At 42.6% G+C, this 17254-nt stretch carries 19 protein-coding genes and 1 pseudogene; 10 read left to right on the forward strand and 10 right to left on the reverse strand.

The window, feature by feature from the left end; translation table 11 throughout:
• Positions 1 to 117: 117 nt before the first annotated feature.
• The 6 genes and pseudogenes from IQ274_RS04215 (at position 118) to IQ274_RS04235 (ending at position 3915) form a co-directional block, all read left to right on the forward strand.
• Positions 118 to 867: pseudogene (locus IQ274_RS04215) on the forward strand (Uma2 family endonuclease).
• Between the two features lie 91 nt (positions 868 to 958).
• Positions 959 to 1651 (forward strand): hypothetical protein, encoded by a 693-nt coding sequence (locus IQ274_RS04220; protein WP_175586905.1) that lies wholly within the window; start codon positions 959 to 961, stop codon positions 1649 to 1651.
• Between the two features lie 67 nt (positions 1652 to 1718).
• Entirely contained in the window at positions 1719 to 2159 is a 441-nt protein-coding gene (locus IQ274_RS04225; RefSeq protein ID WP_163935299.1) for a hypothetical protein, read from the forward strand.
• 470 nt (positions 2160 to 2629) lie between these two features.
• The gene (locus tag IQ274_RS37225; RefSeq protein ID WP_265578511.1) at positions 2630 to 2761 is read left to right on the forward strand and encodes a hypothetical protein; all 132 of its coding nucleotides are present in this window, start codon (positions 2630 to 2632) and stop codon (positions 2759 to 2761) included.
• A gap of 68 nt (positions 2762 to 2829) precedes the next feature.
• Positions 2830 to 3024, forward strand: coding sequence for a hypothetical protein (locus IQ274_RS04230; protein WP_228058024.1), 195 nt, complete (start codon positions 2830 to 2832; stop codon positions 3022 to 3024).
• Between the two features lie 168 nt (positions 3025 to 3192).
• Positions 3193 to 3915: a TerC family protein gene (locus IQ274_RS04235; RefSeq protein ID WP_163935302.1), complete on the forward strand. Its 723-nt coding sequence runs from the start codon at positions 3193 to 3195 to the stop codon at positions 3913 to 3915.
• Positions 3916 to 4053: 138 nt separating this feature from the next.
• On the opposite strand, the gene ndk is transcribed toward IQ274_RS04235, so the two are convergent.
• Positions 4054 to 4503, reverse strand: a complete 450-nt coding sequence (ndk, locus tag IQ274_RS04240; RefSeq protein ID WP_012412496.1) for a nucleoside-diphosphate kinase — start codon at positions 4501 to 4503, stop codon at positions 4054 to 4056.
• Positions 4504 to 4748: 245 nt separating this feature from the next.
• On the opposite strand from ndk, the gene speA reads away from it, so the two are divergent.
• Positions 4749 to 6767, forward strand: coding sequence for a biosynthetic arginine decarboxylase (gene speA, locus IQ274_RS04245; protein WP_012412497.1), 2019 nt, complete (start codon positions 4749 to 4751; stop codon positions 6765 to 6767).
• 151 nt (positions 6768 to 6918) lie between these two features.
• On the opposite strand, the gene IQ274_RS04250 is transcribed toward speA, so the two are convergent.
• The 3 genes from IQ274_RS04250 to IQ274_RS04260 form a co-directional block, all read right to left on the reverse strand.
• Positions 6919 to 8088 (reverse strand): sugar phosphate nucleotidyltransferase, encoded by a 1170-nt coding sequence (locus IQ274_RS04250; RefSeq protein ID WP_163930880.1) that lies wholly within the window; start codon positions 8086 to 8088, stop codon positions 6919 to 6921.
• 231 nt (positions 8089 to 8319) lie between these two features.
• Positions 8320 to 9150: a segregation/condensation protein A gene (locus IQ274_RS04255; RefSeq protein ID WP_194141515.1), complete on the reverse strand. Its 831-nt coding sequence runs from the start codon at positions 9148 to 9150 to the stop codon at positions 8320 to 8322.
• Positions 9151 to 9438: 288 nt separating this feature from the next.
• Positions 9439 to 10524: an AI-2E family transporter gene (locus IQ274_RS04260; protein WP_163930884.1), complete on the reverse strand. Its 1086-nt coding sequence runs from the start codon at positions 10522 to 10524 to the stop codon at positions 9439 to 9441.
• 127 nt (positions 10525 to 10651) lie between these two features.
• Between IQ274_RS04260 and pdxH the strand changes: the two genes are divergently transcribed.
• Positions 10652 to 11296: a pyridoxamine 5'-phosphate oxidase gene (pdxH, locus tag IQ274_RS04265; RefSeq protein ID WP_163930886.1), complete on the forward strand. Its 645-nt coding sequence runs from the start codon at positions 10652 to 10654 to the stop codon at positions 11294 to 11296.
• 70 nt (positions 11297 to 11366) lie between these two features.
• Here the strand turns inward: pdxH and IQ274_RS04270 are convergent, their stop codons facing one another.
• A complete protein-coding gene (locus IQ274_RS04270) occupies positions 11367 to 11984 on the reverse strand; it encodes an FMN-dependent NADH-azoreductase (RefSeq protein WP_194141516.1) in 618 nt (205 codons plus the stop codon).
• 146 nt (positions 11985 to 12130) lie between these two features.
• Here IQ274_RS04270 and IQ274_RS04275 point away from each other — a divergent pair, with 146 nt between their 5' ends.
• On the forward strand, positions 12131 to 12526 hold the full coding sequence (locus tag IQ274_RS04275) for a winged helix-turn-helix transcriptional regulator (RefSeq protein WP_194141517.1): 396 nt from the start codon (positions 12131 to 12133) through the stop codon (positions 12524 to 12526).
• Between the two features lie 121 nt (positions 12527 to 12647).
• Here the strand turns inward: IQ274_RS04275 and IQ274_RS04280 are convergent, their stop codons facing one another.
• The 4 genes from IQ274_RS04280 to IQ274_RS04295 all read right to left on the reverse strand — a co-directional run bounded on the left by IQ274_RS04280 (position 12648) and on the right by IQ274_RS04295 (position 15815).
• Positions 12648 to 13532, reverse strand: coding sequence for a DUF3153 domain-containing protein (locus tag IQ274_RS04280; RefSeq protein WP_163930890.1), 885 nt, complete (start codon positions 13530 to 13532; stop codon positions 12648 to 12650).
• A gap of 26 nt (positions 13533 to 13558) precedes the next feature.
• Positions 13559 to 14101, reverse strand: coding sequence for a tetratricopeptide repeat protein (locus tag IQ274_RS04285; protein WP_163930892.1), 543 nt, complete (start codon positions 14099 to 14101; stop codon positions 13559 to 13561).
• Between the two features lie 353 nt (positions 14102 to 14454).
• Positions 14455 to 15351 (reverse strand): acetylglutamate kinase, encoded by an 897-nt coding sequence (argB, locus tag IQ274_RS04290; protein ID WP_163930894.1) that lies wholly within the window; start codon positions 15349 to 15351, stop codon positions 14455 to 14457.
• A 32-nt stretch (positions 15352 to 15383) separates the two neighbouring features.
• Positions 15384 to 15815 (reverse strand): pentapeptide repeat-containing protein, encoded by a 432-nt coding sequence (locus IQ274_RS04295; RefSeq protein WP_194141518.1) that lies wholly within the window; start codon positions 15813 to 15815, stop codon positions 15384 to 15386.
• A 168-nt stretch (positions 15816 to 15983) separates the two neighbouring features.
• Here IQ274_RS04295 and IQ274_RS04300 point away from each other — a divergent pair, with 168 nt between their 5' ends.
• Positions 15984 to 16586, forward strand: coding sequence for a Uma2 family endonuclease (locus tag IQ274_RS04300; protein ID WP_194141519.1), 603 nt, complete (start codon positions 15984 to 15986; stop codon positions 16584 to 16586).
• A gap of 11 nt (positions 16587 to 16597) precedes the next feature.
• Here the strand turns inward: IQ274_RS04300 and IQ274_RS04305 are convergent, their stop codons facing one another.
• Positions 16598 to 17143 (reverse strand): shikimate kinase, encoded by a 546-nt coding sequence (locus IQ274_RS04305; RefSeq protein WP_194141520.1) that lies wholly within the window; start codon positions 17141 to 17143, stop codon positions 16598 to 16600.
• Between the last annotated feature and the right edge of the window lie 111 nt (positions 17144 to 17254).

Below are 17254 nucleotides of genomic sequence, written 5' to 3' on the forward strand. Positions count from 1 at the left end.
AGTTAATGCCATTATTAAGTTTAAACGAATCTCCAGATGCAATAGAGTTATTGCAAGTGTTCAAAGCCATCTGCAAGTTACCAACTTTTCAGTAAATAAATTGCGGAGCGATCGCTGATGTCTGAACCTGCTACCCTAGAATTGATTTCTGATGGTATTTCAGAAGACGAAGTTATTTTTCCTCCTGGTGATATACTGAGTGACGAACCACCCTTGGAAAGTGACTTACATCGTGACCAAATCGATTTACTGATTCGCATACTCAAATTATGGTGGCGAGAATGGCAAGATTTCTATGCTTCTGGCAATTTGACGATTTATTATAGTCCTAACCAGAAAAAATCAGAATATTTTCGTGGCCCAGACTTTTTTGTAGTTTTGGGGACTCAGAAAAAAGACCGTAAGAGTTGGGTAGTTTGGCAAGAAGACGGCAAATATCCAAACGTGATTGTAGAAATTTTGTCAAGTTAAACGACAGCAATTGATGAAGGGTTAAAAAAACAAGTTTATCAAGATACCTTCAGTACACCAGATTATTTCTGGTTTGACCCTGTAATAATGGAACTTCAGGGATTTCATTTAGTTGATGGCAAGTATCAAGAAATCCAAGGAACTACTGATGGACGTTTGTGGAGTCAGCAGTTAGAACTTTATTTGGGAGTTTATGAAGGTAAATTAAGATTCTTCACTACTGAAAATCAATTAATATTATCATCAGAAGAGTTAGCTGAACAAGAACGTTTACGTGCCCAACAAGCAGAAGAACGTGCCCAAGAGTCAGAAGAACGCGCCCAACAAGCAGAGCAAGAACTCGCTCGATTGCGGGAGGTATTACGCACAAAGGGCATCGACTTAGAGAATATTTGATGACATCAGGAAATTAATTAAGTACACTTTCAAGTTAAGATTTAGTTATTAGTGTGTAAAAAAGCGTTATCTTCTGAAAGTAGGGCCTCGTTTGCAAGCAACAGAGATTAAGGATAAGCTAAAGTCACTTACCCTGCGAGCTTCCTCGGTAGATCATAATTTGGCGAGAAGATTAGATGAAATCAATCGTTGGGTAAAGAATATCAAGCCAGGTTCCCTGACTGCAAAACCATTTGTCATTGCATTTCTCTTAGAGGTAATTACTGATTCTACCATTTGGCTGATAATCAAATCCTTACCTTCGGAAGAAGAACAGAAAGCAAAATTCGAGTTGATGACACCGATTGAGAGATATTGGTATGGTTATCTATTTCCTAGATGGATTAATGCAAGTGACTCCAAGTTTTATATTTGGAAACAAAAATTAATGGCAGGTGAATTTAATCAGGTCGATGATGATATCATTAAGTCAATAGCTCAGGATGTTGTAAGTCGAGAAGGTAGTTTTTGGCAGCGTTATATCGCCGACCTCTCTATGGCAACAGACCTAATTGTTAGTAGTCGTAACAATCAACCGCTTTGCATTCAAGTTACTAGTGTCTCTGAAGAACTTAATTACCAAAAGTACCAAGCTTGGCAAAATACACTGCGATCGTGGGAAATAGAGAGAGGATTGTTCTTAAGTTACAATCCCAAGGATGCTAATTTTGTCAACCAGTTAGTCAACGTGGCCCTGTATAACAGTGATTACCTTTCTGGTGGCAAATATTTGAAATTTTCGTGAACTTTAAGGAATTTGATATTTCCGGTTTGTGTTCAGCCTACATACTTACTTGCTAATTACAGCTTTTATGGCTAACAAAAGAGAAACTCACTGCAACAATCAAGTGGATACATTTGCTGAAGCTTTAGCAACAGCGCGACAAATGCAGCAGAACTGGCTAACTTACGGAGTTAATTTTGTAAATTTTTACGTTGAAGATGTAGATGGAGACTGGCTAGAAACCTGGGGACATGACGAAATTTTAGGTAATTCTCAATTAGATACTATCAAAGAATTTTTGGTAAGTAATGATACTGTAGCTGTAAAGGTAAGACAGCATTTAGGAGAGCGATCGCTATTTGATTTTGCAGTAAACTTAGAAGAATTGTGGAGAATTTCTGAACCCAATGACAGGTTATCTGCTGTAAGACACTTGTTTGCTGGTGAAGGAAATAGTATTGATACAGATGATATCAGGTTATTGGATTTAGCAAACACTCTGGTGGTAAAGTTGGCAGAGATTTTGTGAGATTTTAGTAGATTTTTCGTAGGTTAAGTTGCCCTTAAACCATAATCTATTGCTTTAGAAATAAAGCCTACGTAAGCAGGCTTTGTTTTATTTTTCCCACGCATAACCAAGAAAATATGGAATGTGCCAATATAATTTAACTTAGTGATATTACGAACTTTTTAACGCTCAAAGAGCAGTTTTCCATCAAAAAATTAATTTTATCAATATAGCTTTAGCTCGACTTTATCCATTTTTTGGTAACACTCAAGCTGACGCTGAAACCTTTGTAGTACAGTAGTTTTAATTTTTAGATTTCAGCGTTAATCAGTGACATGGAAAAAGTTTTTGCCAAAAAGCTAGGGTTTTTGCTCTATAAAGAGAACCCAGTTCTTAATTTTGGATAAAGTCGAGTTTAGAACAAAGCTAAATAAGTTTCTATTTCTGGAAACTATAGACCTATTAAAGCTCAGTTAGGTAGGTCAAAAGCATTGATTAGTGAAACTGCAAAACTATCTTATCCCTCAATGGAGAAATTGGTTAAAGAAATTGTGGCGGTTAACCACGCTTGGAAAGTGGCTTGTGAATTATTTGGACAAGATTCACTGCCATCGGCGTTTTAGGAACCTTTTATGGTACACAACAGGGACTCCAAGGAATCAATATATCTACAGAAGATACCAAAGAACTGATGACTGTCAGTAAAGGACTACTGGTAGGAATGAAAACAGCTTTCTCAACTTCCCTAATGGGGCTTGGTTCTGGTAGCTTATTTACTCTAGTTTTATTTGGGTGTGATTCACTACGGCAGAAACGGCGTGATAGTTTACGTCAGAAATTGAAGGCGATCGCATTGAGCAAGATGTTAAAACTTTTGGTGTATTGACTTATACGCAAATTACCCCACTCAGACTGCGATCGCATCCATTAAACCCCCTTCAAAATGCACCAGAAGCACGTTAAGCTGAATTAGAGTGACAATTTATTGCGCTTTTTAATATATAAATCTCTGAATCTTGTCAAATTTTAATTTTTTCTGCTTGAGAAACCCGGAATGCTAGACCGAATTTTTGATTACCTCGACTTTCATTTCAGCCTTGAAGCCCTTATAGTTCTGCTGATCCTGGTGCTTTTAGAGGCGCTGTTATCTGCCGACAATGCGATCGCCTTGGCTGCGATCGCAAAAGGGTTGGAAGACAAGGAACTTGAGCGTAAAGCCCTCAACTTTGGTTTAGTCGTTGCTTATGTGCTGCGAATCAGCCTGATTCTGACTGCCACTTGGGTGCAACAATTCTGGCAATTTGAATTATTGGGCGCTGCTTATCTGCTGTGGTTGGTATTTCAACACTTTACCTCGGAAGAATCTAAGGACGATCACCATCACGGGCCGCGTTTTAATTCATTGTTGCAAGCGATACCTGTGATTGCATTTACAGATTTGGCATTTTCTTTGGATAGCGTGACTACTGCGATCGCAGTTTCTCAAGAAAAATGGCTAGTGCTGACGGGTGCAACAATTGGGATTATTACGCTGCGATTTATGGCAGGATTGTTTATCCGTTGGCTAGACGAATACGAAAACTTAGAAGACGCAGGTTATGTAACTGTAGCGTTCGTAGGCTTGCGCCTGTTGTTGAAAGTGGTGAACGATAATTTAGTTCCACCAGAATGGATCATGATTACTGCCATTTTCCTGATTTTAGGCTGGGGATTTTCCAAGCGTGTTAGCACTGAAATGCCCGAATTAGAACCAGAAAAGAGCGAAGCATCTAAGTAAGAATGGGGAATGGGGAATGGGGAATGGGGAATGGGGAATGGGGAAGAAGCAAGGGGGCAGGAAAAAAGAACTATTGATTGATTCTTGAGCCATCCTCAATTCCCAATTCCCAATCCCCAATCCCCAGCCCCTAATGTTTTACTCGTGCAACCAAGGTGTTATGTGTGGTTGCCAATTGACTAATTCTTCATCTTTAAACCATAGGGCTATTTCCTGTTGTGCGGTTTCTGGAGCATCAGAACCGTGGATCAAGTTACGACCAATATTTATGCCAAAATCACCGCGAATTGTTCCCGGTTCAGATGTTAAGGGGTTTGTAGCACCAATAATCTTTCTGGCAGATGCAACGACACCATCACCTTCCCATACCATCGCTACCACTGGGCTAGAAGTGATAAATTCGACTAGACTACCAAAAAAGGGACGTTCCCGGTGAACACCATAGTGTTGTTCAGCTAGTTCTTTACTGACTTTCAGGAACTTTAAACCAACTAGGGTAAAACCTTTAGTTTCAAAGCGACGGATAATTTCCCCCACTAATCCCCGTTGTACTCCGTCAGGCTTAATTGCTAAGAATGTACGTTCCATTGCGATCTCCCAAAGCTTAATAAAGTTTTTATCTTGTCATTTGTCATTTGTCTAAGGGTTTTGCACTCTTGACTAGTGACTAATGACCAATGACCAATGACCAATGACCAATGACCAATGACCAATGACCAATGACTCTTGACCAATCAGAGTTTATCTTAGAAATTATCTTTGGGTACATATACGTTCCCAAATGAATGCGTTAAATTGTTAAGTCGTGGGCGAAAAACAGAGGTTAGGAAGAAATGGGTGTTGAGTCAACTGCTACATCTGACGAGGTGGTACCAGTACCGTCCAATGGACAAAAATCTGAAGTGAAAAATCATAAGCAAAAGAAACTTTTACCACCTAGTACTACCACAGGAAGTTTACCTCGCTCCTGGAAAATTGAGGATAGCGAAGAATTATACCGTATTGAAGGTTGGGGACAACCCTATTTTTCCATTAGCGCTGCTGGTCACGTCACCGTTTCACCCAAAGGCGATCGCGGTGGTTCCTTAGACTTGTTTGAATTGGTTAACTCCATGAAACAGCGCAACTTGGGACTTCCGATGTTGATTCGCTTTTCCGATATTTTGGAAGACCGGATTGAACGGTTGAATGCTTGTTTTGCCAAAGCGATCGCCCGCTACAACTACCCTGGCGTATACCGGGGTGTGTTTCCTGTCAAATGCAACCAAGAGCGGCATTTGATTGAAGATTTAGTTAAGTTTGGCAAGCCTCATCAATTTGGCTTAGAAGCTGGTTCCAAACCAGAATTAATGATTGCCCTGGCTGTCTTAGATACACCAGGAGCGTTGTTAGTTTGCAACGGCTACAAAGACCGAGAATACATCGAAACGGCCATGTTAGCCCAAAGATTAGGGCAAACACCAATCATTGTCTTAGAACAGATTGAAGAGGTTGATTTGGTGATTGATGCCAATCGCCAGTTAGGTATTAAACCGATTTTGGGTGTTCGTGCTAAACTCAGTACCCAAGGTATGGGACGTTGGGGAGCCTCCAGTGGCGATCGCGCTAAATTTGGTTTGACAATGCCTGAAGTCATTGAGGCTGTTGACAAGTTACGGGAAGCTAACCTGCTCGATTCTTTGCAGTTGATGCACTTCCACATCGGCTCACAAATCTCTGCCATCAATGTAATTAAAGATGCCATCCAAGAAGCCAGCCGCATTTATGTGGAATTGGCTATGCTGGGGGCGGATATGAAATACCTTGATGTCGGTGGCGGCTTGGGCGTAGATTATGATGGCTCCCAAACCAACTTCTATGCGTCGAAAAATTACAACATGCAGAACTATGCCAACGACATTGTGGCAGAGTTAAAAGATACCTGTGCAGAACGCCAAATTACCGTACCAACACTGATTAGTGAAAGCGGACGTGCGATCGCTTCCCATCAGTCCGTGCTGATTTTCGACGTTCTCAGTACTAGCGATGTCCCTCTCGATTCACCAGAACCTCCACAAGAGGGAGAATCCCCAATCATTAATTATCTTTGGGAAAGCTATCAATCTATCAACCAAGAGAATTACCAAGAGTTGTATCACGATGCTGCACAATTCAAAGAAGAGGCCATCAGTCGCTTCAACTTAGGAATTTTACGCCTCAGAGAACGAGCCAAAGCCGAACGGCTATACTGGGCTTGTTGCCAGAAAATTCTTAACATCACTAGACAGCAAGAATACGTACCCGATGAACTAGAAGACCTTGAGAAAATCATGGCTTCCATCTACTACGTTAATATGTCAGTGTTTCAATCAGCACCAGATTGCTGGGCGATCGACCAGTTATTCCCCATCATGCCAATCCACCGTTTGGATGAAGAACCAATCCGGCGAGGAATTTTAGCAGACCTAACCTGCGATAGTGATGGCAAAATAGACCGCTTTATTGACCTGCGCGATGTCAAATCAGTTTTAGAACTACACACCTACAAGCCCGGAGAACCCTATTATTTAGGGATGTTCTTGAATGGAGCTTACCAAGAAATCATGGGCAATTTGCACAACCTATTTGGCGATACTAATGCTGTTCACATCCAATTAACGCCCAAAGGCTACCAGATTGAACACGTTGTCAAAGGTGACACCATGAGCGAAGTAGTAAGCTACGTTCAGTATGACTCCGAAGATATGGTGGAAAACATTCGCCAGCGTTGTGAGAAAGCATTAGAAGAAAAGCGCATCACCCTAGCAGAATCTCAGCGATTACTGCAAACCTACGAGCAGAGTCTCAGAAGATACACGTATCTGAATAGTTAGTTAGGAATGGGAATTGGGAATTGGGCATTGGGCATTGGGCATTGGGAATTGGGAATTGGGTATAGCTCAAGAATCGATAAATAGTTCTTCTTCCCCTGCTTCCCCTGCCCCCTGCCCCCTGCCCCCTTGCTTCTTCCCCATTCCCCATTCCCTAATTCGCGTTTGTCCCCAGCAATTCCTCTATCGCTTGCCGCTCAACAGGGGTATGAGATGGTGGTATCTGGCGAGCATCGGTAATTAGCCAGTCTAAAGCAGCCGCTTGGACATCTATAGCGGCCCCAGTTTTATCTACACAATAACGTCCAAACACTAGCTTATCGACTAACCTGACTCCTGGCCCCAGGCGCGACCATTCAAAAATCACGCTATTTTCCACTGTTGCGCCACTACATATCCAACAATTGGGGCCAATCATCGCTGGGCCGACAATTTTCGCTCCGTCTTCTATTCTTGTCATCCCGCCGATGTAAACTGGGCCTGTGATATCCACTTTGTCCCAATTCACGGCGACATTTAAGCCAGTATAAATACCAGGGGCGACTTCATGACCGGGGATTTGCACATTTTTGATTTCACCCAGCAGTACACCGCGAATCGCCCGCCAATAGTCTGGAACTTTACCAATATCTACCCATTCAAAGTCCATAGGGATGGCATAGAAGGGGGCTTTGATTTCCACTAATTTGGGGAACAATTGGCTACCAATGTCATATTCCACATCAGATGGAATATAGTTAAAAACCTCTGGTTCAAAGATGTAAATACCTGTGTTGATGTTGGTGCTGAGGGCTTCTTCAGTTGAAGGTTTTTCTTGGAAAGCTTTAACACGCCCCTCTTCATCAGTGACTACCACACCGTAGCTCGAAACTTCTTCCTGGGGAACAGATTTTGTAATAATAGTAGCGATCGCCCCTTTAGCTCTATGCCATTTAACCGCCTCAGTTAAATCTAGGTCAATCAAAGCATCACCGCACAACACCACAAAGGTATCATCAAAAAACGGTGAGAAGTCTTGAATGCGGCGCATCCCTCCAGCAGAACCGATTGCTTCCCCTACCAGTTTACCGTCATCATCAATTTTGCCTTCAAAGGAATAGGCAATCTGCACCCCAAACCGTTGACCATCACGGAAATAGTTTTCTATTTCTTCAGCCAAATGACTGACATTGACCATAATTTGGTCAAATCCATGTTGGCGTAACAGTTCCAGCAAGAATTCCATCACTGGCTTTTGCAGGATGGGAATCATTGGTTTAGGAATTGTATAGGTAATCGGACGCACGCGAGTACCCTTGCCAGCCGCGAGAATCATCGCTTTCATAAAAATTTATTCCTCAACCACAAGCCAGTTTACTTTCATCGAGTGATACTTAATCATCAGTTTTTATTTCTGCTCTAAGTTATCCCCAAAACAGGGATAACAGGAATTTAGTGGTTATTACAACCATCTATATACTTAGATGACAAGCGATCGCTTATCTTTTCAATTTACTCGGATTTTGAGACTGAATCAAAAATCTGTAAATTATCTGTAGGGCTACTTTTCGCTTTTTTAGTTCATCGACTGCTCAAAAGGTTTACTGGTCTTAGCTGAATCTGTAATTAGCCGAATTTTAATCTCATTGTAAAACTCCTCTTGAAATAGCTCTACTTTCGATTGAGCCGAAAGTAGTAGTAGTGCCCAGAAAACGCTAACTAAATGACTGTGTTTAGACTCATGTCCAGACCCATTTTGGTTGAAAAGCTTTGTCTGAGTCCACAATTCTACAAGTTGTTCTAAATTCAACCAATTTTGTTCTGAATTTAGCTCTCTGGCCGATAAATTCAAGACTTGTTCGAGTTCTCCAGCTACTTCTGTCAGATTTTCTTGGTGAGCTAACTCCAGTGCCTCCCGCATACTTTGGACGCTAGGCAAACGTCTGGGACGAATAGGTTTGCTGACTTTTTCTACTAGTTTTAGCTGGTTTGCCATAATCTGCAATTGCTTGATTAATTCTTGCAGAGTCACCCGGCGCTTTGGTGGTGGCATTGCCGATGGACGGCGACGCAATTGCCGTTCTAATGGTAGACGATGACCATGATGTGATATTCCGTCTTCATCTTCCAGCATCGCATCATCTAATACACCATCCTGGACATCACCTACTGTTGACAATTGCATCAATGTATTGGCTTTGAATAATACCAGCATTGATGCTGATAAGAATGCCTGTCCAGATTGAGACAAATCCGCTTCATAGCCTCTTCCTATTGACTCCGGTGCCATCAGTTCTAAGTAACGGTCAATCACCTCAATTACTTGGACATCCCAAGGGTCAATTTCTCCCTGTTCAGCTTGGTAAATCAGGAGTGTGATTGTTTCTAATAGCTCGGTAGCTTCCATCAACGGGTTCTAAGTTAATTAATTAAGAATCGAAAGACTGTAAATTCAACAGTAAATTCATTGAATCTTGGCAAAGCGTGTACTTAATAGATTCGCTTGTGCTTCTTTTAATCAGGAATTGCCTGCTGCCAGTATCCTCTGAAATTTGTAATCAATCACCATTGTGAATTGTGAGATCGGAATGTGCAACTTTTGATATTGAGAATTGGGAATTGGGCATTGGTTAAAAATTGTTCTTCCCCTACCTCCCCTGCTTCCCCTGCCCCCTGCCCTCCTGTCCCTCCCCTCTCAATCTTGAGGTGGGTCATGAGCAATGGTGACAGTTGAGACAAAATCACTCGGTTTGCCGCTCTTGATCGCATCGAAAGTGCCTTTAATAGTACCAGCAATGGGAACAGCAACAAGCGTTCCTAACAGCCCAGCAATCTCAAATCCCATCAAAATAGCTACAAAAATCCAAATGGGATTCAGTCCGATAAAGTTGCCGAGTAACCTGGGAGCTAACAAGTTATCTTTAAGCTGTTGCATAAGAATTGCCGCGATTGCAACTTGAACCGCTAACCACCAATTTTGCAGTAGTACTAAAATCGTCACTAGACCAATGCCAAGAGATGCCCCAATAAAGGGAATGAGTTCTGAAATCCCAATTAATATGGCAAACAACAGGGCAAAGGGTACCTTCATGACTAAGAAAATTGGTGTCAGGGTTAGCATCATGAATAGCCCTAGCAACAACTGACTAAGGAAGAAGTTCTGGAAATTTAGGCGTAAGGATGCGGTAAGAGGCTCTCCAATATTAGAAGGCAAAAGATTGACCAGACCATACCAGACGCGATCGCCATATAAAAGCATATAAAATGCCAGCACAATGACTAACACTACGTCAAATAAGCCTGATAACAGTGTCCCAGCAAATCCCACTGCCCCAGAAGCTAGCTGTTGCACCAGATTCTGAATGTTGGCATTGATTTGACTGGTTACAACTCTTAGATCAATCGGCAAACGTCTTTGTTTTGCCAGCATCTCAAATTGCTCTAAGTTTGCTTGACTAGCGCCTAACCAATCAGGGATCTTATTTAACAGTTGGATTGTTTGGTCAATGATCAACGGGACTAAGGTGACACCTAGAATTCCAAACAGGGTTAATGTTGCAAGTAAAACTATGATTACTGCCTGAGTGCGCGTAATTCGGGCACGTTCAAAGAACTTAACCGGGTAATTTAGTAGAAAAGCTAAAATTGCCCCAATGCTCAAGACGGTAATGGGATGCTGGAAGTATCGAAAAAGCACGGACAGTAGCCAGACATTAAGAGCGATAATTGGACCGCTCAGACCATAAATTAACAGGCGTTGAAGGGAGGCCGAACGGCGCATTTTATGCAACCTATTTTAAGATATTCCTGAAAGAATTTGTAAAATTCTTGATGGCACTGATTATCATCATAGATATTTTTAACAAAGATATGTATAAGTGTATCTGATAGCAAGGAAGTAAATCAAAATGGACAAAACCGTAGCTGACCTTCGCAAAGACTACACCTTGGAAGGTTTGAGTGAACTTGAGGTAGACCTCAATCCTTTTATCCAATTTAAAAAATGGTTCGATCAGGCTTTAGCAGGTCAACTCCCCGAACCCAATGCGATGACTCTTGCTACCGTCACACCCGACGGTAAGCCCTCAGCCAGAATGGTGCTACTGAAGGATTTCGATGAACGGGGCTTTGCTTTCTTCACCAACTACAATAGCCGCAAAGGACAAGAACTGGCAGAAAATCCTCTGGCGGCTTTAGTCTTTTGGTGGGCAGAACTGGAACGTCAAGTTCGGATTTGTGGGTATGTAGAGAAAGTTTCTGAAACTGAATCCGATCAGTATTTTGATACTCGCCCTCCTAACAGTCGCCTGGGTGCGTGGGTATCTAATCAAAGCGAGGTGATAGAAAGTCGAGAAGTTTTAGAGCGACGTATGCAGGAGTTTTATAGCAAATATGAAAATCAAGAGATCCCCCGACCGCCTCATTGGGGAGGCTTACGAGTGATCCCTACAGAAATTGAGTTTTGGCAAGGACGCTCTAGTCGCTTACACGATCGCTTGCTCTATAGCCGTTTAGATAATGGCACTTGGAAAATTGAGCGGTTATCACCGTGAAGAAGAGGCAGGAGGCAGGAGGCAGGGGAAGAACAATTTTTAACCAATGCCCAATTCCCAATTCCATACATTACCACTGAGCGATCGCGTCTTGAATTGCTGCCCGTGCTTCTGCTAAAGATTGGGTACGGGCATCACCCTCATTCAGCCTGTTAACGTTAATAAATTGAATATCTGTAAGCCCAATAAAAGCGAAAATTGCCCGCAGGTATGGTTCTTGAAAGTCGTAGGCAGCAAAAGGAGATGTAGCGCTAAAGTCACCACCGCGAGCTGTGATGATCACTGCTTTTTTGCCCTCAACTAACCCTTTAAAACCTTGAGCATCTATTGCAAAAGTCCGGTTAGCACGAACGATTTGGTCAATGTAAGCCTTAAAAGTGGAAGGGATATTCAGGTTATACATTGGTACTCCAAAGACATAGCGATCTGCTGCCAAAAACTCATCAATAAGCTCGTCAGAAATTCTGATTGCCTCAGTTAACTCTGGGGTATGGGTTTCTGGTGGTGAAAATGCCGCCGCAATCCAAGCTTCATCAACGTGAGGAACTGGGTGACGACCTAAATCTCGATAAGCGATCGCATCTTCAGGATGTGCTGCCCTCCAAGCACTGACGAATTCTTTAGATAGTTCTCGTGAGTGCGATCGTTCAGCACGGGGGCTGGAATCAATATGTAGAATATTTACCACCAAATATCTCCTGATTTAGAGTTTTCTGCCTTGACTTTTTTTGAGTCTAAATTTCAAAGCATTACATCAGATACTAAAAGTAACTAGTTACTAAAGTAAAGTAGTTACCATAAAGTAACTATTGGAAAATTTTGGCGAACTTATCGATGTCTGTCTCTAAAAATTCTGATGCTTGCCCAATCAGCATTCTGATGTCTTTACTATCAGGCCCTTGGACAATGTATATACTGTGGGTGTTGTGTAATAGTGGACCTACTCGCTTTGTTGCATTGAAGCACTTAGTCGAGGGCATCTCTACCAAGGTTTTAACAGAAAGACTGAGGATGCTTGAGGCAGCAGAGATTGTTTATCGCCAATATGAACCAACTGTTCCACCCCAAGTAACTTACGGTCTGACAGAACGGGGTAAGGAACTGATTGAAATCCTTCATCAACTCAATGTACTTGCTGAACGCTGGTATGGCAGCGAACAACGGGAACAGGGAATGGGGAATGGGGAAGAAGCAAGGGGGCAGGGAGCAGGGGAGGCAGGGGAAGCATAGGGAGCAGGGGGGACAAGGGGGAAAACTTGAAACAAGTCTTTCCCCTTGTTCCCGATTCTCCTTGCCCCCAAGTCCTCTTTCCAATTCCCAATTCCAATTCCCTCAATAGATAAATAGTCTACTATTCCTGGGTAGCTGCTGCTTTGGGAAGCAATTGAGTTCTGGGATCTGGCATGAAATTGTATCTCAAGTACAATCCTCCCCAGACAAATAGGATAATTAACAATGCACCAATACCAAGGGGACTAGGAAGCCAGAAAACCGCTTCTATGTGGTTGAGTTGACCAGGCTGGAGTTTCCACACTAGTTGATTGCCATTTTTTTCTGGCTCAATGGCAGTTTCAGTTAGTTGAATGTTTTTGGCTCCCCAAGGAGTTTTCAAGCTAAATTCCAAGTCGAGAATTGAACCAGCATTAGCGAGAACATTACCTTTGCTGGCAATTAGAGCAAGCGATCGCAAATCCAAATCATAAATCAACCGATTTCGGACTAAAAGTAAAAAATAATTCTGCTCCAACAGGACGTTTGATTCAATCTTTGGCAGTTCTGAGTCAGATTTGCTCTGCACAGCCTCAGAGGATTGATTTGTACGGGAATTAAAAAATTCGTTGAACTTCTCTTGCAATTCGCTACCACTACTAAAAGGAATTGTAACGATGATTTCTTCTTGGGAAACTCGCTGCGTTTTACCTTCTAGTTGACGGGCGCGGCGTTCTATGCTGTTCAACCATTCGTATACAGAATCGCCACTAAAGCTGGTTAGCCGCTCTCCCAACTTAATATGCTGTACGAATTCACCACTATTTGAATTATCAAAGTTAAGCCCTACATCGTATTTAACACAGCCAGTCAGTAACAGGGATGTTAATAGCACTAGCCACAATATAGGATTTTGCATAGGAAAGACGCGGTTCATTCGATTTCGACCATTCAGTGTCAATACAAAACTAAATGGTCTGATTAACCACAACAAAATCTTTCCGAAAATTGAAGAAGTTGAAACCATAAATCTCCCCAAAAGTCAACATAGTATCAGCCAGGGGTTCCTGAAAAATTCAACCAAACCAAGTACGAGATGGTTAAACCAATGGCAATTAGCGCCACCCAGATAAAGCGATTATCTCTGGTATTGACCTGACTGAGGTCAACAAATTCTGGTTCTGTGGGTTTTGGCTTCTGCGGCACAGAAGATTTAGTGGGTTTAGCAGCTACAGAAATTTTGAGTTCATTATCGGGTAGTGTGCCCAAATCGGGGATTTGGGTCATCCATTCACTAGGTCTTTTCAGCTTTGGTGCTTTTAAGATGTAAACCATCTGTCGCGCTTGTTTGCTGATTTCAATATAGGGATGGCGTTTGAGTCTTTCGCAAAGAGCGATCGCCTCATCCGTGCGTCCAGCCGCCTCATAAGCTGTCACCAGACAAATTTCTACTTCACCCCCAAAGCGAGAATTACGAGCTAATAGGGCGCTGGCTTTTTCTAAATTTTCTACAGCTTCACGGTATCGCCCATTTTCAAAGGCAATTTTCCCAGTCTGGTAGAAGGTCTTAGCAATTTCTAAACTTTCTGCACTCACGTCTTATACAAAAATTAGCACTGTTTTAATTTTGCCAACACCAGCAATCTTTTTGGAATCTTTTCAAAGGCTGACAATCTGAAGTGGATAAATTTCTAAAATTTTAACTAAGTAGCTGCGACTATTTTCTGATTAAAAACTCTGGTATCAAATGCAGGTGAGCAAAATATAGAGAGGCAGGGGGCAGCAGTGGAGGCAGGGGAAGAATTCGTAACTCCTAACTCTTCACGGGCTAAACCTTAGCTATCCGCTAACAGCACGGGCTAAACCTTAGCTATCCGCTAACGGAACTGTGTTTTGCCCAATCCCCAATCCCCAATCCCCAATCTCCCATCCCCCATGCCTCATAAGCATCAAAAGGTAAATTGCGAACCCAAAATCATCGTCCCAATCCCAACATCAGTAAAGATTTCTAGTAACAGGGCGTGGGGAATACGACCATCGATGATGTGCGCTGCACGGACTCCTTGAGCAAGCGATCGCACACAACAATTAACTTTGGGAATCATCCCACCGGTAACTATCCCATTGACAATTAACTCGCGGGCTTCGCGGATATCTACTTTCGGAATCAAGGTAGATTGGTCTTTGTAATCTTTTAAAATTCCACTGGTGTCGGTCAGTAAAATTAACTTTTCTGCTCCTAGTGCCGCAGCGATTTCCCCGGCTACAGTATCAGCGTTAATATTATAAGCTTGCCCTGTTTCGTCTGCGGCGACGCTAGAGACTACCGGAATATAGCCATTGCTAGCGAGGGTTTCCAAAATCTTGATGTTAACATTGCTGACTTCCCCGACAAAACCGATGCCTTCTTGACCTTGGGGACGGGCTGTAAATAGATTACCGTCTTTACCGCAAAGTCCTACAGCCAATCCACCAGCTTGGTTAATTAGGGCGACGATTTCTTTGTTAACTCGACCAACTAAAACCATTTCCACCACATCCATTGTGGCAGCATCAGTGACTCGCAGACCATTCTTAAATTGTGGTTCGATTCCCAGCTTATCTAACCAACTGTTAATTTCTGGGCCACCGCCGTGTACTACTATTGGACGCAAGCCCACGCAGGATAAGAATACAATATCGCGGATAACTTTGTCTTTGAGTGTGCTATCTTTCATCGCTGCGCCGCCATATTTGACAACAACAGTGCGACCGGCGAATTGTTGAATATAAGGTAGTGCTTCACTGAGTACACGCACACGAGTGGCTTCAGTTTGTCTGATGTATTCAGAATCGTTGTCCGTCATGAGGAGCCTAACAGAGAGAGTTAAAACCTATTTCAGTCAGTGTAGAAGACTTTGTAACTCCTCACAATCTCGGCTGCCAAAGTTGAGTATGTTTGTACTGATAATTCATAGCTGTTTGGTTCAGTTACGAGTTCACCATCTGGCATAACCGTATTGTAAAAATAAGCCCCATACTTTTCCGCACCGCGCCAGTTAACTTCCAATAAGTTAGCATTTTCAAGATTAACGCCTTCCATATGAGTAACTCTCAAATCAGCACCACGTAAATCAGCACCGCTCAGATTAGCGTCTCTTAAATCAGTACCCCATAACTTAGTTTTACAGAGGATCGCCCCACTCAAATCAGCACCACTGAGATTAATGCCAGACAAATCAACTTCGCTTAGGACTGCACCACTGAGATCGACTCCTGAAAAATCCTTTTCCCCAGTATCTAAACGACTGAAAAACTCTTCAATATCCATTGAATTCTTTGGTGACAGAGGAGTAAAATTTCAAGCTTTAGAGTCAATCCCATAAATACGACGGATGAGACAGGTTAACTATTCCCAGATTACCCGACACAACAAGCAAGCGATCGCTCCTTCAAACCTCTAGAATTGAAATCATTCGGCTGAAGCTAGGGAATGAAAATGACCACGCTGCTAATCCAAACTGAAAGCATACCCCTAACGGTAAATTTCCCCTCCCTTGTGCAGATGACAAATGAGCAGTTCTACGAATTCTGCCAAGCCAATGGAGATTTGCGAATCGAGCGCACTGCTAATGGGGAAGTCATCATTATGCCACCAGCTTTTTCAGATACGGGCAACCGTAACTTTAACATTGCTGCACAGCTTGGGTATTGGACAGAACAAGATGGCACTGGCATAGGCTTTGACTCCAGTACAGGTTTTACACTACCCAATGGAGCAATGCGTTCCCCTGATGCTTCTTGGATTGAACTGGAGCGCTGGAATGCCTTAACAGATGCACAAAAAGCTTCATTTGCACCAATTTGTCCCAGCTTTGTGATTGAGTTACGCTCATTGAGCGATCGCCTGATCAAATTACAAGAGAAAATGCAGGAGTACATCGATAACGGTACATCACTAGGCTGGTTAATAGATCGGCAGAATCGAAAAGTCTACATTTACCGTCCTAATCGAGAAGTTGAAATTTTGGATAATCCCGAAGCCGTTACGAGTAATCCAGAATTACCCGGATTTATCCTACGGATGGGCAAAATTTGGTAACTTGAGTCTTCTTAATGAGAAACTTGGGGTTTGAGAACGTTAGGAATTACCTCAATTATTCTGTTGGCAATGTCTTCAGGCGTATCTCCCTCTTGGACGGTGATGTGCAAATCGGCTTGAGAGTAAAGTGGTGTTCGTTGTTCGAGGAGCGATCGCAATTTACCCTTAAGGTCAGTATCTTGCAAGAGTGGTCTGGTGGTATCTTCAGCTAAACGCCTATAAATGAGTTCAACTGGCACATCTAGCCACACTATCAAACCGTGGTGCAAGTAACCCCAGTTTTCTCGCCGTAATACAATGCCCCCGCCGGTTGCTATAGTCAATTTTGTAAAAGCACAAACTTGCGAAAGCACGTCACTTTCTATTTGGCGAAACCCTGCTTCACCTTCTTCGGCAAATAACTCATTGATAGATTTATCTGTTGCTTTGGCAATGACACCATCAAGATCCAAAAACCCATAACCTAGATGCTTTGCTAGTAAGGGGCCTACTGTCGTCTTACCAACGCCCATCATGCCAATTAAGTACAGGTTAACTCCTTGTAATAAACTGTCCACCAGTCGCTTCGCTCCAATTATGAGTTGTCACTGTTCGTCCTTGGCATCTCCCCTTGGGATAAGATTTGAGCTAGGACTTCCTTAGATCAAACTTTCTCTCTGAGTCACAGT

This window comes from Nostoc sp. LEGE 12447, assembly GCF_015206985.1.
In the GTDB taxonomy this organism is placed as follows: Bacteria; Cyanobacteriota; Cyanobacteriia; order Cyanobacteriales; family Nostocaceae; genus Nostoc.

Bases quoted from the DNA above. Each gene is read 5' to 3' on its own strand.
- IQ274_RS04225 (WP_163935299.1), top strand. From the start codon at position 1,719: ATGGCTAACAAAAGAGAAACTCACTGCAACAATCAAGTGGATACATTT.
- IQ274_RS04230 (WP_228058024.1), top strand. From the start codon at position 2,830: ATGACTGTCAGTAAAGGACTACTGGTAGGAATGAAAACAGCTTTCTCA.
- IQ274_RS04235 (WP_163935302.1), top strand. From the start codon at position 3,193: ATGCTAGACCGAATTTTTGATTACCTCGACTTTCATTTCAGCCTTGAA.
- ndk (WP_012412496.1), bottom strand. From the start codon at position 4,503: ATGGAACGTACATTCTTAGCAATTAAGCCTGACGGAGTACAACGGGGA.
- speA (WP_012412497.1), top strand. From the start codon at position 4,749: ATGGGTGTTGAGTCAACTGCTACATCTGACGAGGTGGTACCAGTACCG.
- IQ274_RS04250 (WP_163930880.1), bottom strand. From the start codon at position 8,088: ATGAAAGCGATGATTCTCGCGGCTGGCAAGGGTACTCGCGTGCGTCCG.
- IQ274_RS04255 (WP_194141515.1), bottom strand. From the start codon at position 9,150: ATGGAAGCTACCGAGCTATTAGAAACAATCACACTCCTGATTTACCAA.
- IQ274_RS04260 (WP_163930884.1), bottom strand. From the start codon at position 10,524: ATGCGCCGTTCGGCCTCCCTTCAACGCCTGTTAATTTATGGTCTGAGC.
- pdxH (WP_163930886.1), top strand. From the start codon at position 10,652: ATGGACAAAACCGTAGCTGACCTTCGCAAAGACTACACCTTGGAAGGT.
- IQ274_RS04275 (WP_194141517.1), top strand. From the start codon at position 12,131: ATGTCTGTCTCTAAAAATTCTGATGCTTGCCCAATCAGCATTCTGATG.
- IQ274_RS04280 (WP_163930890.1), bottom strand. From the start codon at position 13,532: ATGGTTTCAACTTCTTCAATTTTCGGAAAGATTTTGTTGTGGTTAATC.
- argB (WP_163930894.1), bottom strand. From the start codon at position 15,351: ATGACGGACAACGATTCTGAATACATCAGACAAACTGAAGCCACTCGT.
- IQ274_RS04295 (WP_194141518.1), bottom strand. From the start codon at position 15,815: ATGGATATTGAAGAGTTTTTCAGTCGTTTAGATACTGGGGAAAAGGAT.
- IQ274_RS04300 (WP_194141519.1), top strand. From the start codon at position 15,984: ATGACCACGCTGCTAATCCAAACTGAAAGCATACCCCTAACGGTAAAT.